This window comes from Gemmobacter fulvus (assembly GCF_018798885.1).
Lineage (GTDB): Bacteria > Pseudomonadota > Alphaproteobacteria > Rhodobacterales > Rhodobacteraceae > Gemmobacter > Gemmobacter fulvus.
The window spans coordinates 1,064,469-1,083,544 of the sequence record NZ_CP076361.1; the positions used below are offsets into that span (position 1 = coordinate 1,064,469).

Annotated in this window: 17 protein-coding genes; 13 read left to right on the plus strand and 4 right to left on the minus strand. The window is 64.8% G+C overall.

The genetic code is table 11. From position 1 onward, the window contains the following. Window positions 1-14 precede the first annotated feature (14 nt). The 3 genes from KM031_RS05255 to KM031_RS05265 form a co-directional block, all read right to left on the minus strand. Window positions 15-1,907: an acyl-CoA synthetase gene (locus KM031_RS05255; protein WP_215503486.1), complete on the minus strand. Its 1,893-nt coding sequence runs from the start codon at window positions 1,905-1,907 to the stop codon at window positions 15-17. A gap of 210 nt (window positions 1,908-2,117) precedes the next feature. After that, window positions 2,118-2,570: a peptidoglycan-binding protein LysM gene (gene lysM, locus KM031_RS05260; protein ID WP_215503487.1), complete on the minus strand. Its 453-nt coding sequence runs from the start codon at window positions 2,568-2,570 to the stop codon at window positions 2,118-2,120. Between the two features lie 129 nt (window positions 2,571-2,699). Continuing rightward, window positions 2,700-4,484, minus strand: coding sequence for an ABC transporter transmembrane domain-containing protein (locus KM031_RS05265; RefSeq protein ID WP_215503488.1), 1,785 nt, complete (start codon window positions 4,482-4,484; stop codon window positions 2,700-2,702). 369 nt (window positions 4,485-4,853) lie between these two features. Here KM031_RS05265 and KM031_RS05270 point away from each other — a divergent pair, with 369 nt between their 5' ends. The 8 genes from KM031_RS05270 to KM031_RS05305 all read left to right on the plus strand — a co-directional run bounded on the left by KM031_RS05270 (window position 4,854) and on the right by KM031_RS05305 (window position 12,642). After that, entirely contained in the window at window positions 4,854-5,678 is an 825-nt protein-coding gene (locus KM031_RS05270; RefSeq protein ID WP_215503489.1) for an alpha/beta fold hydrolase, read from the plus strand. Continuing rightward, entirely contained in the window at window positions 5,675-6,652 is a 978-nt protein-coding gene (locus KM031_RS05275; RefSeq protein ID WP_215503490.1) for a threonine ammonia-lyase, read from the plus strand. The genes KM031_RS05270 and KM031_RS05275 overlap by 4 nt, the downstream gene beginning before the upstream one ends. A gap of 3 nt (window positions 6,653-6,655) precedes the next feature. Next, entirely contained in the window at window positions 6,656-7,444 is a 789-nt protein-coding gene (gene pcaD, locus KM031_RS05280; protein ID WP_215503491.1) for a 3-oxoadipate enol-lactonase, read from the plus strand. Between the two features lie 69 nt (window positions 7,445-7,513). Further along, window positions 7,514-8,185 carry an alpha/beta fold hydrolase gene (locus KM031_RS05285; protein ID WP_215503492.1) on the plus strand — a complete coding sequence of 224 codons (672 nt, stop codon included), beginning with the start codon at window positions 7,514-7,516 and terminating at the stop codon, window positions 8,183-8,185. Window positions 8,186-8,212: 27 nt separating this feature from the next. Further along, complete coding sequence (locus KM031_RS05290; RefSeq protein ID WP_215503493.1) at window positions 8,213-9,430, plus strand: TCR/Tet family MFS transporter; 1,218 nt, start codon at window positions 8,213-8,215, stop codon at window positions 9,428-9,430. Between the two features lie 77 nt (window positions 9,431-9,507). Continuing rightward, complete coding sequence (locus KM031_RS05295) at window positions 9,508-10,752, plus strand: mandelate racemase/muconate lactonizing enzyme family protein (protein ID WP_215503494.1); 1,245 nt, start codon at window positions 9,508-9,510, stop codon at window positions 10,750-10,752. A gap of 78 nt (window positions 10,753-10,830) precedes the next feature. Further along, window positions 10,831-11,718, plus strand: coding sequence for a DMT family transporter (locus KM031_RS05300; protein ID WP_215503495.1), 888 nt, complete (start codon window positions 10,831-10,833; stop codon window positions 11,716-11,718). Between the two features lie 63 nt (window positions 11,719-11,781). Beyond that, window positions 11,782-12,642: a calcium-binding protein gene (locus KM031_RS05305; protein WP_246566787.1), complete on the plus strand. Its 861-nt coding sequence runs from the start codon at window positions 11,782-11,784 to the stop codon at window positions 12,640-12,642. A 7-nt stretch (window positions 12,643-12,649) separates the two neighbouring features. On the opposite strand, the gene KM031_RS05310 is transcribed toward KM031_RS05305, so the two are convergent. Further along, a complete protein-coding gene (locus KM031_RS05310; protein WP_215503496.1) occupies window positions 12,650-13,513 on the minus strand; it encodes a MurR/RpiR family transcriptional regulator in 864 nt (287 codons plus the stop codon). A gap of 160 nt (window positions 13,514-13,673) precedes the next feature. Between KM031_RS05310 and KM031_RS05315 the strand changes: the two genes are divergently transcribed. The 5 genes from KM031_RS05315 (at window position 13,674) to KM031_RS05335 (ending at window position 19,014) form a co-directional block, all read left to right on the plus strand. Then, window positions 13,674-14,450, plus strand: a complete 777-nt coding sequence (locus KM031_RS05315; protein WP_215503497.1) for an N-formylglutamate amidohydrolase — start codon at window positions 13,674-13,676, stop codon at window positions 14,448-14,450. A gap of 2 nt (window positions 14,451-14,452) precedes the next feature. Continuing rightward, window positions 14,453-15,010, plus strand: a complete 558-nt coding sequence (locus KM031_RS05320) for a TRAP transporter small permease subunit (RefSeq protein ID WP_215503498.1) — start codon at window positions 14,453-14,455, stop codon at window positions 15,008-15,010. Then, window positions 15,010-16,335 carry a TRAP transporter large permease gene (locus tag KM031_RS05325; protein ID WP_215503499.1) on the plus strand — a complete coding sequence of 442 codons (1,326 nt, stop codon included), beginning with the start codon at window positions 15,010-15,012 and terminating at the stop codon, window positions 16,333-16,335. The genes KM031_RS05320 and KM031_RS05325 overlap by 1 nt, the downstream gene beginning before the upstream one ends. Window positions 16,336-16,394: 59 nt before the next feature. Further along, window positions 16,395-17,432 carry a TRAP transporter substrate-binding protein gene (locus KM031_RS05330; RefSeq protein WP_215503500.1) on the plus strand — a complete coding sequence of 346 codons (1,038 nt, stop codon included), beginning with the start codon at window positions 16,395-16,397 and terminating at the stop codon, window positions 17,430-17,432. Between the two features lie 217 nt (window positions 17,433-17,649). After that, on the plus strand, window positions 17,650-19,014 hold the full coding sequence (locus KM031_RS05335) for a glutamine synthetase family protein (RefSeq protein WP_215503501.1): 1,365 nt from the start codon (window positions 17,650-17,652) through the stop codon (window positions 19,012-19,014). Window positions 19,015-19,076 lie beyond the last annotated feature (62 nt).

The following is a 19,076-nucleotide window of genomic DNA, read 5'->3' on the forward strand; positions in this document are numbered from 1 at the left end:
TTGTTGACGCAACGTTAGGCTTTTGCCTGCCACTCCCATGCCTGGGTGAACTGGCCCAACACCGCCTGCACCGCCGCCGTATCGCCCTGCGGCGACAGACGGGCCACCAGCCCGCGTTTCTTGTCCTCGACCACCTCGACCACGCGCGGGGCAAGACCGGCTTCGGCCAAGGCGGCGTTGTAGATGCGGATGATGGCCCGGCGGCGCAGATCCGGCTTGAAGACCTTGCCGACGGCGGTCTTGGGCAGTTCCGACAGGATCTCGATATGTTTCGGCACGGCAGCGCGTTCATGGATATGCGCCTTGGCATAGTCCAGCAACGCCGCCTCGGTGACTGTCGCCCCGGCCACCAGTTCCACATAGGCGCAGGGCAATTCGCCCGAATGGGCGTCGGGCTGGCCGATGGCCCCGACAAAACTGACCGCCTCATGGCCCATCAGCGCCTCTTCGATCACGGCGGGGTCGATGTTGTGGCCGCCCCGGATGATCAGATCCTTGGCGCGGCCGGTGATGAACAGATAACCGTCGCCATCCAGCCGCCCCAGATCGCCGGTGCGCAGATAGCGGCCTTCGGCAAACAGCGTGCGATTCTTGTCGACCTCGGTATAGGTCGAGCCTTCAAACACGCCGGGATTGGCGACACAGATTTCGCCCACCTCATCCACCCCCGCCTCGCGGAACCCGCCCGTGCCATCGGTGTTCAGGATCCGCACATGGGTATAGGGGAAGGGAATCCCGACCGAGCCGATTTTCTTGTTGCCATCCGGCGGGTTGACCGACACGAGGCAGGTGCATTCCGTCAGGCCGTAGCCCTCCACGATCTGCACGCCGGTCGCCTTTTCAAAGCGGTTGAACAGTTCGATCGGCAGCGGGGCCGAGCCAGAAAACGCCCCGCGCAGCGTGCTGACATCTGCGTTGATCGGGCGCTGCATCAGCGCGGCCAGCGCCGTGGGCACCGTGACCATATAGGTCACTTTCCAACGTTCGATCAGCTTCCAGAAATTGTCGAACACACCATCGCCGCGATAGCCCGCCGGTGTCGGAAACACGACATGCGCGCCGCTGGCGATCATCGACATCAGAATGGGATAGACCGCGAACACATGGAACAGCGGCAGCGGGCACAGGACAATATCGGTTTCACGGAACAGCAGGCGATGCCCCAGCCAGCCGTTATAGACCATGCCCGATACCTTGTGCTGGGCCACCTTGGGCATTCCGGTGGTGCCGCCGGTGTGGAAATAGGCCGCCACCCGGTCAGCGGTCTGATCGGTGAAGGTCAGCCGGTCTGCGGGCTGGCGTTTCAGTTCGGCATGAAAGCTTTTGACATTGGCGCTATGGCTCACTGTGCCCTTGGGCCGCAGGAAATGCGCAATCCATTTTTTCGGCGGTTTAAGGTAACGCAGCAGATCAATTTCCAGCACGGTCTTGACCGATGGCGCATGTTTCACCGCCTCGGCCACCTTGGCCGACAGTTCCGTCTTGGGAAAGGCGCGCAAGGTGACAACGACCTTGGCCTTGGTTTCGCGCAGGATGGCGCTGATCTGCTCGGCCTCCAGCAGCGGATTGATCGGGTTGGCAATGCCCGCCACCATGCCGCCCAACAGCGTGAACACGGTTTCGGAACAATTGGGCAGCACATAGGCCACCACATCGCGCTCGCCCACCCCAAGGCTGCGGAACAGATTGGCGGCCTGCGTGGTGCGCGCGTGCAAGTCGGCCCAGGTCAGGGTTTCCGAGGCATCCTGCGGGCCGGAGGTCAGCTGATAGGACACCGCAGGCCGGGCACCATGCGCCGCCTTCGCCCGGCTGAGAAATTCATGGATGCTGCGCGCCGCGCCGCGCGCTTCCCATGTCTTTTCCGCCTCGATGGCCTTGATATCGGCCAGATTGGCAAAGCTTCCCATCGCAGTCTCCTCCCCTGCTCCCGGTGCGCCGGGATCTGTTCTTTCTGCGAAAATGCGGGGTTTACGCCCCTCTCGCAAGACATCGCTGTGGCGACAACGCAACGTCAGAGCCGAAGTGTAGGGCCAAACGCCGCGTCACGTCCCGCCTGTCTGTCGTCCTCGGGATAAAAAACGCAGCGACCGGAGGAGGCGGCCGCCGCGTCTGTGCCGTCAGGCCTGCGGGATGCGCAGCATCTGCCCCGGATAGATCTTGTCGGGATGCGACAGCATCGGCTTGTTGGCCTCGAAGATCTCGGTATAGCGGTTGGCATTGCCCAGCGTTGCCTTGGCAATGGCCGACAGCGTGTCGCCCTTCTTCACGGTGTGGAACACGGGGGCCGCGGCATCCAGGTGGTCTTCGGCCTCGACCTCGGCCACGCCAGCCACATTACCCACCGCAAGGATCACCTTTTCCTGTGCTTCCGGCGTGGCGGCCTTGCCCGAAAGCACCACCTTGTCGCCCTGCACCTTGATCTCGACGCCCTTGGCATCCAGGCCCAGCTTTTCAACCTCGGCCTTCAGCGCCGCCTCTTTGGCGGCTGCCGCCTCGGGGGCCTCTGCCGCTTCGGCCTTGGACCCGAAGAGCGAGCTGCCCGCGTCTTTCACAAATGACCACAAACCCATGATGATACTCCTTGTTCACCAGCTCCGGCAGCCTCATGCTGCCACAGCCGGAGCGTTGCACAGGAACAATGTCGCAGGCGCGACAGTGGTTCCAGCGGAGAAATGCGCCGAAATTCCCCCTGCGCGGGATCAGGCCTGCCCATCGGTGAATTGCAGCCGGGCAAGGCGGGCATAAAGGCCGCCCTCTGCCACCAGCGCCTCATGCGTGCCCTGCGCCACGATGCGGCCCTGATCAAAGACCACGATGCGATCGGCGCGTTTCACGGTGGCAAGGCGGTGCGCCACGACAAGCGTGGTGCGGCCTTCGGCCAACCGCTCCACCGCCGCCTGCACGGCGCGTTCGCTTTCGGCATCCAGCGCAGAGGTCGCCTCGTCCAGCAGCAGCACCGGGGCATCGCGCAGAATGGCGCGGGCAATCGCCACCCGCTGCCGCTGCCCGCCCGACAGCATCACGCCCCGCTCGCCCAGCGCGGTGTCATAGCCTTCGGGCAGCGCGGTCAGGAAGTCATGCGCGGCGGCGGCACGGGCGGCGGCCTCTACTTCGGCATCGCTGGCCTCGGGGCGACCAAAGCGGATATTGTCCCGCGCCGTTGCAGCAAAGATCACCGGATCCTGCGGCACAAGCGCCAGCGCCCGGCGGAAATCGCCGCGCGCCATATCGCGCAGGTCGATCCCGTCCAGCGTGACGCGCCCCTGCTGCGGATCGTAGAACCGTTGCAGCAATTGCAGGATGGTGGTCTTGCCCGCCCCCGACGGGCCGACCAGCGCCACGGTTTCACCAGGCAGCACATGCAGATCAACGCCGTTCAGCGCCGAGGTATCGGGCCGCGCCGGATAGGCGAAATGCAGCCCCTCGAAGCGGATCTCACCGCGCACCGGGCGCGGCAGTGCCTGCGGCTGCGCCGGATCCTGCACCGTGTCGGTGGTGTGCAGCAGCTCCACCAACCGCTCGGTCGCGCCTGCCGCCCGCTGCAATTCGCCCCAGATTTCCGACAAGGCCCCGACAGCCCCGGCCACCATCACCGCATAGATGACGAATTGCACCAGCTCGCCCGCGCTCATCGCCCCCGCGCGCACGTCCCGCGCGCCGATCCACAGCACCCCGACAATGCCGGTGAACACCAGAAAGATCACGATCACCGTCATCACGGCGCGGGTGCCGATGCGGGTGCGGGCCGAAGCGAAGGATTTTTCGGTCACATCGGCAAAGGCCGCGCGGGTGCGCGCCTCATGGGTATAGGCCTGCACGGTCTGCACCGCTGACAGCGCCTCGGCGGCGGCACCGGACGAGGCGGCAATCCAATCCTGATTGTCGCGGCTCAGCGCGCGCAGGCGGCGGCCCAGCAGCACGATGGGCACGATCACTACCGGCACGATCAGCAGCACCAGCCCGGTCAGCTTGGCCGAGGTGAAGAACAGGAACACCAGCCCGCCCAGCAGCAGCAGCACGTTGCGCAAGGCGACAGAGACCGACGAGCCGATCACCGACAGGATCAGCGTGGTGTCGGTCGTCAAGCGCGACAGCACCTCGCCGGTCAGGATCCGTTCAAAAAACGCAGGCGACAGGCCCGAGATCCGGTCGAACAGCGCCCGGCGAATGTCCGCCACCACGCGTTCGCCCAAGCGGGTGACAAGGTAATACCGCGCCCCCGTGCCCAGCGCCAGGGCGGCTGCAATCAGCAGGGCCGCGCCAAAATACTGGTCCAGCAGCTCGGCCGAGCCGGTGTTGAAATTGTCCACCACCCGCCGCACCGCCAGCGGCAGGATCAGGCTGACCGTCGCGGTCAGCGTCAACGCCGCCAAGGCCGCGAGCACCATGATCCGATAGGGCGCAAGGAAGGGCCGCAGCCCGGCCAGGGCACCTACACGTTTCGATGCCGCCCGGTCGGGCAGGGATGACGGTCCTCGGGCCATGGCGTTCTCCTGTCTTGCGTGCCGGGTTTAGGGGGTCTGCCTGCGCGGAGCAAGCGCGACGAATGGACGCCGCCCCGCCGCACAGGGGGTTTAACCTGCCGCCGCGCTGTGACAGGCTGGCGGCAGGAGACGAACCATGACCTGCCGCCCTCTTGCATCTGTGACCTGCGGCCTGCGGGCCCGACCGGCGCGTGTTCGCAGATATGGTCCTGTTCCTGAGCGGTTTTTCGCAAAGCGCACCCCGCCTCGGTTTGTATCTTGCGCGGGCGGCGCTATGTCCAGGCAGCGCCGGACCGGGTCCGAAAGGCCCGCGCCGCACAGCCCCACGGGCCTACCCCCAATTTCTGCCTCACACAGGGATGCCATCGCATGACCCAATTTTTCACCAGTTCCGACGGGGCACAGATCGCCTATTCCGATACCGGCGACGGACTGCCGCTGCTGTGCCTTGCCGGGTTGACGCGCACGATGGCGGATTTTGACTATCTTGCCCCACATCTGCCACCGTTGCGCCTGATCCGCATGGATTATCGCGGGCGCGGCGCCAGCGCATGGACCGGGGCCACCACCTATACCGTGCCGCAAGAGGGGAGCGATGCGCTGGAATTGCTGGATCATCTGGGCGTCGCGCAGGCGGCGGTGCTGGGCACCTCGCGCGGCGGGCTGATTGCGATGCTGCTGGCGGCGGTCGCCAAACCGCGCCTTCTGGGCATCTGCCTCAATGACATCGGCCCGGTGATCGACCGGCCGGGGCTGGAGCGGATCTTTGACTACGTCGGGCGCAATCCCAATGCCAAAACCCATGCGGCGCTGGCCGCCGCCCTGCCCCGCAACATGCCGGGTTTTGCCAATGTGCCCGAGGCGCGCTGGCTGGAAGAGGCGCAAAAGCACTATACCCAATCGGAGCGTGGGCTGCGCATCACCTATGATCCCGCCCTGCGCGACGCCTTCCTTGCGGCCTTCCAAGGCCCCGAGGTCGATGCCTGGCCGCTGTTCGATGCCTGTGTCGGCCTTCCTCTGGCGCTGATCCGGGGCGCGAATTCCGATCTGCTGTCGCCCGCAACGGTCGCGGAAATGCAGCGCCGCGCCCCCGACATGCTGGTGGCCGAGGTGCCCGACCGCGCCCATATCCCCTTTCTGGATGAACCGCCGGCTCTGGCCGTCATCCGCCGCTGGCTGGAGACCATGACATGAGCGATATCGCACGGATCGAAGCCGCCAGTTTCCGTCTGGCCGGGCATGCCGTCCGCACACCGCTGCTCGGCTCGTCCTTTCTGAACGAGATTGCCGGGCGGCGCGTCTGGGTGAAGGCCGAATGTCTGCAACATACCGGATCATTCAAATTCCGTGGCGGCTGGGCGGCGGTGTCGGCTCTGACACCAGACCAGCGCGCGGCGGGGGTCATCGCCTATTCCTCGGGCAATCATGCGCAGGGGGTGGCACTGGCCGCCGCCCGGCACGAAGCGCCCTGCGTCATCATCATGCCCTCGGACGCGCCGCGTCTCAAGATCGCCAATACGAGGGCCTATGGGGCCGAGGTCGTGCTTTATGACCGCGTGCGCGAAAACCGCGATGCCATCGGGGCGCGGCTTGCGGCGGCGCGCGGGCTGACCCTGATCCGCCCCTATGACGAGCCAGAGGTGATTGCCGGGCAGGGCACAACCGGGCTGGAGATTGCCGAACAGGCAGTGGAACTGGGCATCCGACATGCCGATGTGCTGGTATGCTGCGGCGGTGGTGGCCTGACGGCCGGCATTGCGCTGGCGCTGGAAAGCCGCGCCCCCGCCCTGCGCCCGCGCCCCTGCGAACCCGAAGGCTTTGACGATACCGCCCGCAGCCTGGCCAGCGGATCGGTGCAGCGCAATGCGCGGGCGGCAGGGTCGCTTTGTGATGCGATCGTGACCCCTGCCCCCGGCGCGATCACCTTTCCAATCAACCAGCGGCTCTGCGGCCCCGGGTTGGTGGTCAGTGATGAAGAGGCGATGCGCGCCATCGCCCTCGCCTTCACCCGGCTGAAACTGGTGCTGGAGCCGGGCGGCGCCGTGGCGCTGGCTGCCGCCCTGTTCCGCCGTGACCAGATCGAAGGTGAAGACGTGATCGCCGTGGCGACAGGCGGCAATATCGACGCCGATCTGTTCCAGACCGCCCTGACCCATTACGCAGGCTGACCGATGAGCATTGCCTATCTGCCCGATCTGCGGCTGCATTACCGGGAGGACGGCCCGAAATCCGGCCCGGCGGTGGTGTTTGCCCATGCGCTTGGTCTGGATCTGACGCTCTGGGATGCGGTGCTGCCGCTGCTGCCGCCGGGCCTGCGGTTGATCCGCTATGACCTGCGTGGCCATGGCGGATCGGATGTGCCGACGCCCCCCTATGCCATGGGGGCGCTGGTGCGCGATGCCGAACGGCTGCTGGATCATCTGGCGGTCAAGGACTGCGTTTTTGTCGGCCTGTCGCTCGGCGGGCTGGTGACGCAGGGGCTGGCGGTCAAGCGGCTGGATCTGGTCCGCGCCATGGTACTCAGCAATACCGCCCCCCGGATCGGCATTGCCACGCAATGGCACGACCGGATCGCCGCCGTGGCCGCACAGGGCATGGAGGCGGTCGCCCAGCCCACGATGGAGCGGTGGTTTTCGCGCCGGTTCCGTGCCGAAGGCCACGATGCAGCCTGGCGCGACCGGCTGCTGGCCTGCCCCCCTGCCGGATATATGGGCTGCTGCGCCGCGATTGCGGGCGCGGATTTCTATACCCCGACCGCCAGCCTGACCCTGCCCACACTGGTCATCGCGGGCAGCGAGGATGGCTCCACCCCGCCCGATCTGGTGCGCGAAACCGCCGGTCTGGTGCGGGGGTCCGAATATCACCTGCTGCGCGGCGCAGGCCATCTGCCCCCCGTCGATCAGCCCGCCGCCTTCGCCACCCTGCTCGGCACCTTTCTCGACCGGATCGGCCATATCTGAATCGAACATTCAGCCGCCCGCCCCATACCCTCGCCCGATGTGAAGATTGACCCGGAAAGACCTGAGAACATGCGCTTTCTTTTCGTTCACGGCTCCTGCCATGGCGCATGGTGCTGGCGCGATGTCTTGCCGTTTTTCAACATGGCCACCGCCATAGACCTGCCGCGCAGCCCACCCGCGCAGGTCACGCTCGATCACTATGCGCGGACGATCTGTGGCCAGCTGACCGAACCCACCATCCTCGTCGGCCATTCCGCAGGCGGCTTTGCCATCACCGCCGCCGCCGAACAGGCACCGCATCTGGTGCGTGGCCTGATCCATGTCTGCGCCTATGTGCCGGTGTCGGGCCAGAGCCTGGCACAGATGCGCCGCGCCGGGCCGTCACAGCCGCTGGCAGGCACGCTGCGCCTCAGCGCCGACCGCGCGGCGTTTGACTTTGATCCGGCCCGGGTCAGCGATATCCTCTATCACGACTGCCCGCCCGACCGCATCGCCTTTGCCAGACAGCACCTCAGCCCCGAGCCGGTCCAGCCGCAGGAAACCGCGCTGACGCTGCACCACGCGCCGCATCTGCCGCGCGCCTATGTCGCCTGTGAGACAGACCGCGCCATACCGCCCGCGTATCAGGTCACCATGGCAGGCCGGATGCCGCGCCGCGATCTGCCCTCCGGCCATTCACCCTTCTTTGCCATGCCAGACCGCCTTGCCGACGCGCTGCACCACCTTGCCGCTGCGATGTAACCCTGCCCCTTCCGCGTCGAGCCTCTCATGCGCCCCAATCTTGCCCTCACCTTCATCCTGCTGACCGTCCTGCTGGATGCCATCGGCATCGGCCTCATCTTTCCTGTGATGCCGGATCTGATGATCGAGGTGACCGGGCGCAGCCTCGCAGATGCCGCCCTCTGGGGCGGGGTGCTGACCGCCGCCTTTGCGGTGATGCAGTTTCTGTGCGGACCGATCGTCGGCAATCTCTCCGACAGATTCGGGCGCAGGTCGGTGCTGCTCACCTCGCTGGCGGTGATGGCGCTGGATTATGTGCTGATGGCCCTTGCCCATACGGTCTGGCTGCTGCTGATCGGGCGCATCATCGCAGGCATGGCAGCGGCCACCCACAGCACGGCCAATGCCTATGTGGCCGATATCACCGCCCCGGACGACCGCGCCAAACGCTTTGGCCTGATCGGGGCCGCCTTCGGCGCGGGCTTCGTCGCCGGGCCGATGATCGGCGGCCTGCTGGCCGGGATCGACAGCCGCGCCCCCTTCTGGGCCGCCGCCCTGCTGGCGGCTGGCAATTTCGCCTTTGGCCTGCTGATCCTGCCCGAAAGCCTGCGCCCGGATCTGCGCCGCCCCTTCACCCTGGCCCGCGCCAATCCGCTCTCCTCCTTTGCCGCCATCCGCCGCCTGCCCGGGCTCAAGCCGCTGCTGCTGGTCAGCTTTATCTACGCCGTCACCTTCAACGTCTGGCCCGCGATCTGGAGCTATTACGGCAAGGCCGCCTTCGGCTGGGATGCTTGGTGGATCGGCCTGTCGCTGGCGATCTTCGGCATTTGCATGGCCGTATCACAGGCCACGCTGATGCAGCCGATGATCACACGCTTTGGCGAACGCCGCACCGCCCTGATCGGCATGGCTGCCGAAGTCACCACCTATGGCTTCTACGCCTTTGTCAGCTCCGGCCTGCTGGCCCTGCTGTTCACCCCGATCTCGGCCTTTGGCGGCGTCACCGGCCCGGCCTTGCATGCGATGATGTCGCGCGCCACCCCGGAAACCCAGCAGGGCGAATTGCAGGGCATCGCCACCTCGCTCAACGCCCTCTCGATGATCCTGGCCCCGCTGGTGATGACCTGGATCTTCGGCATCTTCACGCGCGACGCCGCGCCCTTCCATTGGCCCGGCGCGCCTTTCCTGCTCTCCGCCCTGCTGATGGTCGCTGCCGTCGTGGTCTTTGTCGTGAAAACGCGCGAGCCCGGCACACCTGCCGCCTAGGTTCATCTTGGCAAAAATATCCTGCGGGGGTCCGGGGGCGCAAAGCCCCCGGTGCTCCGGTGTGAAAGGGCGCTGACATGAAGCTGCAAGACCTCGAGATTTTCGTCGTGGCCCCCCCCGCGCCCGGCTGGGGCGGGCGCTACTGGATCTTCCCGAAACTGACCACCGCCTGCGGCATTGTCGGCTACGGCGAATGTTACGCATCGACCGTCGGCCCCAAGGCCATGCGCGCGGTGATCGAGGATGTGTTCAGCCGCCACATGCAGGGCGAAAACCCCGAAAACATCGAGCTGATGTTCCGCCGCGCCTATTCGGCGGGTTTCACCCAGCGCCCCGATCCGACGGTGATGGGCGCGTTTTCCGGGCTGGAGATTGCCTGCTGGGATATCCTGGGCAAGGCGCGCAACCGCCCGGTCTGGGCCCTGCTGGGCGGCCGGATGAATGACCGGATCCGCAGTTATACCTATCTTTACCCCGAACCCGGCAAGGAAACCGCGCAGTTCTGGGTCGATCCCGATGCTGCCGCCGAGGCCGCCTTGCGCTTTGTCGATCTGGGCTTCACAGCGGTGAAATTCGATCCCGCGGGCCCCTATACCCTCCGTGGTGGGCATGAGCCAGCCATGTCCGACATCAGCCGCTCGGTCGCCTTCTGCAAGGCGATCCGCGCCGCGGTCGGGGATCGGGCCGATCTGCTGTTCGGCACCCATGGCCAGTTCACCACCCCCGGCGCAATCCGTCTGGGGCGCGAGCTGGAGCCCTATAACCCGCTCTGGTATGAAGAACCGATCCCGCCCGACAATCTGCTGGAATTTGCCGAAGTGGCACGATCGGTGCGGGTGCCGCTGGCCACGGGCGAGCGGCTGACCACCAAGGCCGAATTCGGCACCCTGCTGCGGGCGGGCGGTGTGAAGATCCTGCAACCCGCGCTCGGGCGTGTCGGTGGCATCTGGGAGGCCAAGAAGATCGCGGCCATGGCCGAAGTGTTCAATGCCGAAATGGCCCCTCATCTTTATGCCGGTCCGGTGGAATGGGCGGCCAATGTGCATTTCGCCGCCTCGATCCCCAATCTGCTGATTGCCGAAACCATCGAGACCGGCGGGGCCTTCCACCAGAAGCTGATCAAACAGTCGATCCGCTGGGAAGAGGGCTATATCCTGCCGCCCGAGGCCCCCGGCCTCGGCATCGACTTTGACGAGGATGTCGCCCGCGCGCATCCCTATACCGGCAATCTGCTGCATCTCCAGATGCAGGAAGCGCCCTGCGATTACGCCCGCCCGAATCTGTTCGAAGGCGGTGCGCCCAGCACGGTCGCGCCCCGCTGACAGCGGCAGGGGCGGCATAGACACCGGATCCGCGCCGCTGGGGCGCGGGTCTGTGACAAGGCCATATGGGGGCGGGCGATGCGATACGGAACGGGCGTGGCACTGGTGGTTCTGGCTGGCATCCTGTGGTCGGTGCAGGGCCTGATCATCCGCAATATCACCGAGGCAGGCACCTGGGCGGTGCTGGTCTGGCGCTCGGTCGGCATGGTTCCGGTTCTGCTGGGCTTTGTCGCCTGGCGCTCGGGCGGGCAGGTGCTGGCAAGGCTGCGCGCGGTGGGGGTGGCCGGGGTTCTGGGTGGCCTCGGGCTGGTCTTTGCCTTTGCGGGCGCGATCTTCGCCTTTCAGACCACAAGCGTCGCCATGGCGGTCTTTCTGTTTTCCGCCTCGCCGTTCTTTGCGGCGGTTCTGGGCTGGCTGGTGCTGCGCGAGCCGGTGCGCAATGCGACCTGGGCCGCCATCGGGCTTGCCGCCATCGGCATCTTCCTGATGGTGCGCGAAGGCTTTGCCATCGGTGCCATGGCGGGCAATATCGCGGCGCTGCTGTCTGCCTTCGGCTTTGCCGCCTTCACCGTCAGCCTGCGCTGGGGCAAGCTGGCCGATATGATGCCTGCCGTGGCCCTGGGCGGTGTGTTCTCCATCGTGACCGGGGCGGCAATGCTGGTGCTGACCGGGGCCGGAACGCTGGCCGTGCCACTGGTTGACATTGCGCTGTCGGCGGGCATGGGGGCCGTCACACTCGCCGGGGGCATGGTGCTTTATACGCTGGGCAGCCGGGTGATCCCTGCTGCCGAACTCACGCTGCTCAGTCTGGTCGAGGTGATGCTGGCCCCGGTCTGGGTCTGGCTTGCCCTGGGCGAGACGGCGAGTGCGGGCACCCTGACAGGGGGCGCGGTTCTGATGGCGGCGGTGGCGGTCAATGCGGGGTCGGGCCTGCGGCGCAGCGCGGTCGCGGGGGCGGTGCCATAAGCCCGTTTACAGCGCGATTGCGCTGCTTTACCGCTGATCCTCGTGCAGTTACCCGAGGATGACATGGTTACGATGACCGCCCGCCGTGCGACAACCGGCATGGATTTCCGAATTCCCGAGCTGGACCTGAGCGAGTTGGTCTACAACGCCGACAGTCTGACCATCGAAGACCGCCGGGGCAGCAGCCTGTCCGGTGTGGCCTTGGGCGATGTGATCAATATCGCCTATGAACAGGGCCCCGCCATCGTCGCGCACCTGTTCTGGAACAGCCCCGACCTGACGCTGGACCGGCAGGGCAATCTGCGGCGCGGCACCATCACCGATCTGTTTGACGTGACCGAAACCGTTCCGGGCGGCGATCTGCATGTGAACATGGTCATGCGCGGCCTGTCGATTGATGCCGCCGCCCTGCGCGCCGCATCGCAAAGCCGCGATGACCAGTCGGATGATGTGGCGCTGATGGCCAAGGCGTTCAGCGGCGCGGATGTGATGCTGCTGACCAATTACCGCGATCAGGTCACCGGAATGGCGGGCAATGACCGGATGCTGGGGTTTGGCGGCAACGACCGGCTCTGGGGCGGGTCGGGGGCCGATACGCTGGACGGGGGCACCGGGGCCGACAGCCTCTATGGCGGGGCGGGGCGCGATACGCTGCGGGGCAGCAAGGGCAACGATATGCTCTCGGGCGGATCCGCGGCGGATGTGTTTGTGTTTGGCGCCGCCGATGGTAGCGATGTGCTGACGGATTTCCGCGATGGCCAGGACCGGATCCGCATCACGAAAGGCGCGGCGGAGTTTGACGACATCCGCATCCTGATCCCGGTTCAGGGCGATGCCGTGGTCCTGCAATTCGCGGGAACGACGCTGCGGGTGATCGGCGCGGATGCCGAGACCTTTGACGCGGGTGATTTCCTCTTCGCCTGAGCGCAGATCAGCGGTGGCGGCGGAAAAAGCGGGACCGGTCATATAGCTGTTCCAGCCGCTTCAGCCGCCCCTCGGTCTGTGCCCAGCTGAGCGTCTGCACCGAGGCAAGCAGGGTTTCCACCAGCACCGTGATCGACACCGTGCTGTCCCAGGCGCTGGGGGCCTCCACATGGCAGGCCAGCGTGTGCCGGGCATGGGCGGCAGCGGGTGAGACCCAGCGGTCGGTGATCAGGATCACCTCGGCCCCCTGCTCCACCGCCAGTTCCACCAGTTGCAGCACCGAGTTTTCATAGCGGCGAATATCGAACACCAGCAGCACATCGCCACGCCGCATATCCAGCAAGGCCGGCGGCCAAGTGTTGGACATATCGGACAACAGCGTCACATCCGGCCGCACCACCTTCATCAGGGTGACAAAGTAATCCGCCAGCGCATGGGTGATCCGCCCGCCCATGGCAAACACACTGCGCGAGGGCGCGGCCAGCAATTCTGCTGCCGCATCGAATTCGGCATGGTCAATCTGGCCCAGCGTCGCTTGCAGGTTGGCCACCACCGCATCGGCAAAACGGTTGAGGATATGGGTATCGGGCACACCGCCTGCCCAGCGATCATGCTTGGCCAGCGGTGAAAGCAGCATCGCCTCCACCTCGCCGCGCAGCGCCCCCTGATAATCGGGATAGCCCTTGTAGCCCAGCTTCTGGCACAGCCGCACCACCGTCGGGGTCGAAACTTCGGCGGCCTTGGCCAGCGCGGTGATCGAGCCGAGCGCCGCCACCGGGTAATTGCGCAGGATATGCGTGGCCAGTTGCCGCTCGGCCCGTGTCAGATCCGGCAAGGCGCTGCGCATCCGATCTTCGACGCTGATCTCCATCCCGCTCTCCTGCCCTGCCGCCGCCGTGATTGCCCTGCGATGGATGCAGTCTGCACCGATTTGGAAAACATTGTAACAGAAAATCAGCGGAAGAAAAATTCTTGACAGAGACGCCTCGCGCAGAGGACGCTGAGGGCAACAACAGGGATGACTCGCAGCAATGACTGCACTGACACCAGACAGCAGCGGGCGGTTCTTGCCCGTGATCGAGAACATGCACGCAAGCGGGGATGTGATCCTGGTCTGCGAACATGCGTCCAATGCCTTTCCGGCACCCTGGGGCAATCTGGGCCTGTCCGAGGCGCAGCAGCAGGCGCATATCGCCTGGGATCCCGGGGCGCTGGGGCTGATGCGGGCGCTGGCAGCGCGGCTGGATGCCACCACAATCCATGCCACGGTCAGCCGCCTGATCTATGATTGCAACCGCGCGCCCGACATGCCGGGGGCGATGCCCGCGCGGTCCGAACTGCATGATATTCCGGGCAATGCGCAGATCACGACAGAGGACCGCGCCGCCCGCACCGCCGCGATCTACCTGCCGTTCCACGATGCCCTGCATGGGCTGATTGCCCAGCGCATCGCCTTGGGGCGGCGACCGGTGATCGTGACGGTCCACAGCTTTACGCCCATCTATTTCGGCCAGCCGCGCGCGGTTGAATTCGGGGTGATTCATGATGCCGATCCGGCGCTGCCCCGCGCCATCCTTGCGGCAGCCGAGGCGCAGAGCGGGCTCGTCTGCGGGCTGAACGCGCCCTATTCCGCGGCGGATGATGTGACCCATACGCTGCGCCTGCACGCCACGCCTTATGGATTGGCCAATGCGATGCTGGAAATCCGCAATGATCTGATTGCCACGGCTGCGGCAGAAGAAGCCATGGCCGACCGGCTGGCGCCCTGTCTGGCCGCCGCCCTGACCGCCCTTACACAGACGGGATGACCATGCCACGCTGGAGCATAATTTTTGTCCGCATCGTTGACCGGCTGAACTACGGCGTCGGGCGTTTTGCGATGTATCTGCTGTTCGTCCTGATGGCGATCCTGATGTGGTCGGCCATTTCCAAGACCTTCTTCAACCCCTCGCTCTGGACGCTGGAGGCGGCGCAGTTTGCCATGGTGGCCTATTACATCCTCGGCGGACCCTATTCGATGCAGATGGGCAGCCATGTGCGCATGGACCTGTTCTATGCCCGCTGGAGCGACCGGCAACGCGCCTGGACCGATGCCTTCACCGTGCTGGCCCTGATCTTCTATCTGGGGGTCATGCTCTGGGGGGCGTTTGACAGCTTTGGTTATTCCCTCGGCCTGAAATGGACCGAACCGGGGGCGCTGGGGCTGAGCTGGCCCGAGATCGGTCGGCTGGAGCGCAGCCCGACCGCCTGGCGGCCCTATCTCTGGCCCATCAAGCTGGTGCTGTGCCTGGGCTTTTTCCTGATGCTTCTGCAATCCATCGCTTACCTGATCCGCGATATTGCCACCATTCGCGGGGAGACGATCTGATGGCCTATGAGATGATTGCGGCACTCATGTTCTCGACCATGCTGCTGATGATGATCACCGGGCAGCGGGTGTTCGGCGTGATCGGCTTTGTCGCCGTGGTGGCCGCGCTGACGCTCTGGGGCACCGGGGCGCAGACCATGGGCTTTTCGGCCTCGATGAAGCTGATGAAATGGTATCCGATGCTGACGCTGCCCATGTTCGTGTTCATGGGCTATGTGATGAGCGAAACCCGGCTGGCCGAAGATCTCTACAAGATGTTCCACGTCTGGTTCGGCCCGATTCCCGGCGGGCTGGCGATTGGCACGATCCTGTTGATGGTGCTGATTTCCGCAATGAACGGCCTGTCGGTGGCGGGCATGGCCATCGGCTCGACCATCGCCCTGCCCGAGCTGTTGCGGCGGCGTTATGACAAGCTGATGGTGACCGGCGTCATTCAGGCCGGATCGTCGCTGGGCATCCTGATCCCGCCGTCGGTGGTGCTGGTGCTTTATGCGATGATCGCCCGCGCCCCGGTGTCAGAGCTGTGGTTGGCGGGCATCATTCCGGGCCTGATGATGGCCGCAATGTTCATCGCCTATATCTGGATCCGTTGCTGGTTTCAGCCCCATCTTGGTCCGGCATTGGACGAAGAGGAACGCGCGCAGATCACCATGGCCGAAAAGCTGCGCCTGCTGCGGGCCGGGTTGCTGCCACTGGTGATCTTTGCCGCGATGATGATCCCCTTCATCAAGGGCTGGACCAGCCTTGTCGAAAGCTCGGTGATCGGGGTTGCAGCCACGGTGGTTGCCGCCGTCGTCAAGCGCCGATTTACCGCCGAAGTGTTCGAGGTGGCCACCCGTTCCACCCTCGCGATTTCCTGCATGTTCATGTGGATCATCCTTGCCGCCCTGTCGTTCGGCGCGGTGTTTGACGGGTTGGGCGCCGTCAAGGCCATCGAAGGGCTGTTTGTCGATCAGCTGCACATGGGCCCCTGGACGATCCTGATCCTGATGCAGTTGTCCTTCCTTGTGATGGGCATGTTTCTGGACGACACCGCCATGCTGGTCATCGTCGCCCCACTTTATGTACCGCTGGTGGGGGCCCTCGGCTTCGATCTGATCTGGTATGGCGTGCTTTATACCATCACCTGCCAGATCGCCTATCTGACCCCGCCCTTCGGCTACAACCTGTTCCTGATGCGCGCCTTTGCCCCGCCCGAAATCAGCATGGGCGACATCTACCGCTCGGTCGTGCCGTTTGTGGTGTTGATGGTGCTCATGCTGATCACGGTGATGGTGTTCCCCGGCGTGGCGCTGTGGCTGCCGGACACGATTTACGGAAACTGAACAGATGAGGGGCGGCCAAACCGCCCCCGCGCAACATCCCATCCCAACGGAGGTTACCCATGACCACAAGACGCAAGTTTCTGACCACCGGCGCACTCGCAGGTGCCGCCTCGCTGGCCACCCCTGCCGTGGTGCGGGCGCAGGCGCCGATCAAATGGCGGATGCAGACCTATGCCGGTGCCGCCCTGGGCGAGCATGTGGTGAAACCGGCGGTCGATGCCTTCAACGCCATCGCCAATGGCCAGATGGAGATCGAGCTGTTCTTTGCCGACCAGATCGTGCCAACGGGCGAACTGTTTCAGGCGATGCAGTCGGGCACCATCGACTGCGTGCAATCGGATGATGACAGCATGGCCTCGCCGACCGAAGTGACCGTGTTCGGCGGCTACTTCCCGCTGGGTCTGCGCTACAGCCTTGATGTGCCTGCGCTGTTCACCAAATACGGGCTGAAGGCGATCTGGGAAGAAGAATATGCCAAGGTCGGCGTCAAGCATATCTCGGCCGGGTCGTGGGATCCCTGCCATTTCTCGACCAAGGATCCGATCAATAGCCTGAAGGATCTGGAAGGCAAACGCATCTTCACCTTCCCGACGGCGGGCCGTTTCCTCACGCAGTTCGGCGTGGTGCCAGTCACCCTGCCGTGGGAAGACATCGAAGTGGCGATGCAGACGGGCGAGCTGGACGGCATCGCATGGTCCGGCATCACCGAGGTCTATACTGTCGGCTGGTCCAACGTGACCAACTACTTCCTGACCAACAATATCTCGGGCGCGTGGATCGGGCATTTCTTTGCCAATATGGACCGCTGGAACGAAGTGCCGCCGCATCTGCAAAAGCTGCTGGAAACCTGTTTCGAGCAGTCGCACTACTATCGCCAGCACTGGTATTGGGCAGGCGAGGCCGATCTGCGCATCAATGGCGGCAAGCTGCAACTGACCACCATTCCTGATGCCGAATGGGCCACCGTCGAGGCCGCCGCACAGACCTTCTGGGATGAAATCGCCGCCGAAAGCGAAGTCAAGGCCAAGGTGGTCGAGATCATCAAGAAGTATAATGACGTGCAGGTGAAGGCCGGCCGCCCTTACCGCTATACCTGATCCTAGGGGCAAGACCCCGAAGGGTGCGCAGCGATTGCGCACCCTTCCTCCGCGATATATGATCAAATTATGATGGCCGCAGCGCCACAGGGAGCGTCGATCATGACCGCAGATATTCGCCCGGCCTCCTGGCCGCGAAAGCCGGAATTCGGCGGGGGCCACCCGCTGTTCCGCCTGCGCTGATCCCTTTCCCCTGACCAAAGAGACGAGGCCCAAGATGCCTGCCAACCTGAGTTTTGATGCCCTGAAGGCCGCCGTTGCCGCGGGCGAGATCGACACCGTCGTCACCTGCATCGTGGATATGCAGGGCCGCCTGATGGGCAAACGCTTTCACGCCCAGCATTTCCTCGACAGTGCCCATGAGGAAACCCATTGCTGCAACTACCTGCTGGCCACCGATATGGAGATGGTCACCGTGCCCGGCTACAAGGCGACCGGCTGGGAGGCGGGCTATGGCGATTATGTGATGAAACCCGATCTCGCCACGCTGCGCCGCATCCCCTGGGCTGCGGGCACGGCGCTGGTGATGTGTGATGTGCTGGATCACCACAGCCACAAACCGGTGCCCCATGCGCCCCGTTCGATTCTGAAAGCTCAGGTCGACCGCGCCCGCGCCATGGGCTTTGATGTGATGATGGCGACCGAACTGGAATTTTTCCTGTTTGAAGAAAGCTTTGCCGGGCTCTTCGACTCTGGCTACCGCCAGATGACCCCGATGGCGCGGCACAATGTCGATTATTCGATTTGGGGAACCTCGCGCGATGAGCCCGTGATGCGCGACATCCGCTGCAAGCTGTGGGATGCCGGGATTCCGATCGAATGTTCCAAGGGCGAGGCCGATGCCGGGCAGGAAGAGGTGAATGCCCGCTATTCCGACGCGCTGGATACCGCAGATATGCACGCCCTGATCAAGCTGGGCTGCAAACAGATTGCAGACCAGCATGGCGCCTCGGTCACCTTCATGGCGAAATACCATCACAGCAAGGCCGGTTCCTCCAGCCATGTGCATCAATCGCTGTGGAAGGATGGCAAACCCGCCTTCCGCGACGACGCTGATGCCCATGGCATGAGTGATCTGATGAAACACTACATGGCCGGGCAATTGGCCCATGCGGCGGAAATCACCTATTTCCTCGCCCCCTACGTCAACAGCTACAAACGCTTCGTGGTCGGCATGTTCGCCCCCACCAAGGCGGTCTGGTCGCTGGACAACCGGACGGCGGGCTTCCGCGTCTGTGGCGAGGGCACCAAGGCCGTGCGGGTGGAATGTCGCATTGGCGGGGCCGATCTGAACCCCTATCTCGCCTGTGCGGCTCTGCTGGCGGCGGGGCTGGACGGTATCGACAAGAAGATGGCGCTGGAACCCGCCATTTCCGGCGACATCTATCAGGCGGGCAATGTGCGGGAAATTCCGCGCACGCTGGGGGCCGCCGCCGCCGCGCTGCACGGATCGGCGATGCTGCGCGCCGCCTTTGGCGATGATGTGGTCGAACATTATCACCACGCCGCGCAATGGGAACTGTCGGAACAGAACCGCGTGGTGACGGATTGGGAACTGGCGCGCAGCTTTGACCGCGCATGAGAATGTCGGGTGGGGCCGCGTCCCCACCCCCGCAGGGACCGGCGGGCCGATGCCCGCCCTAC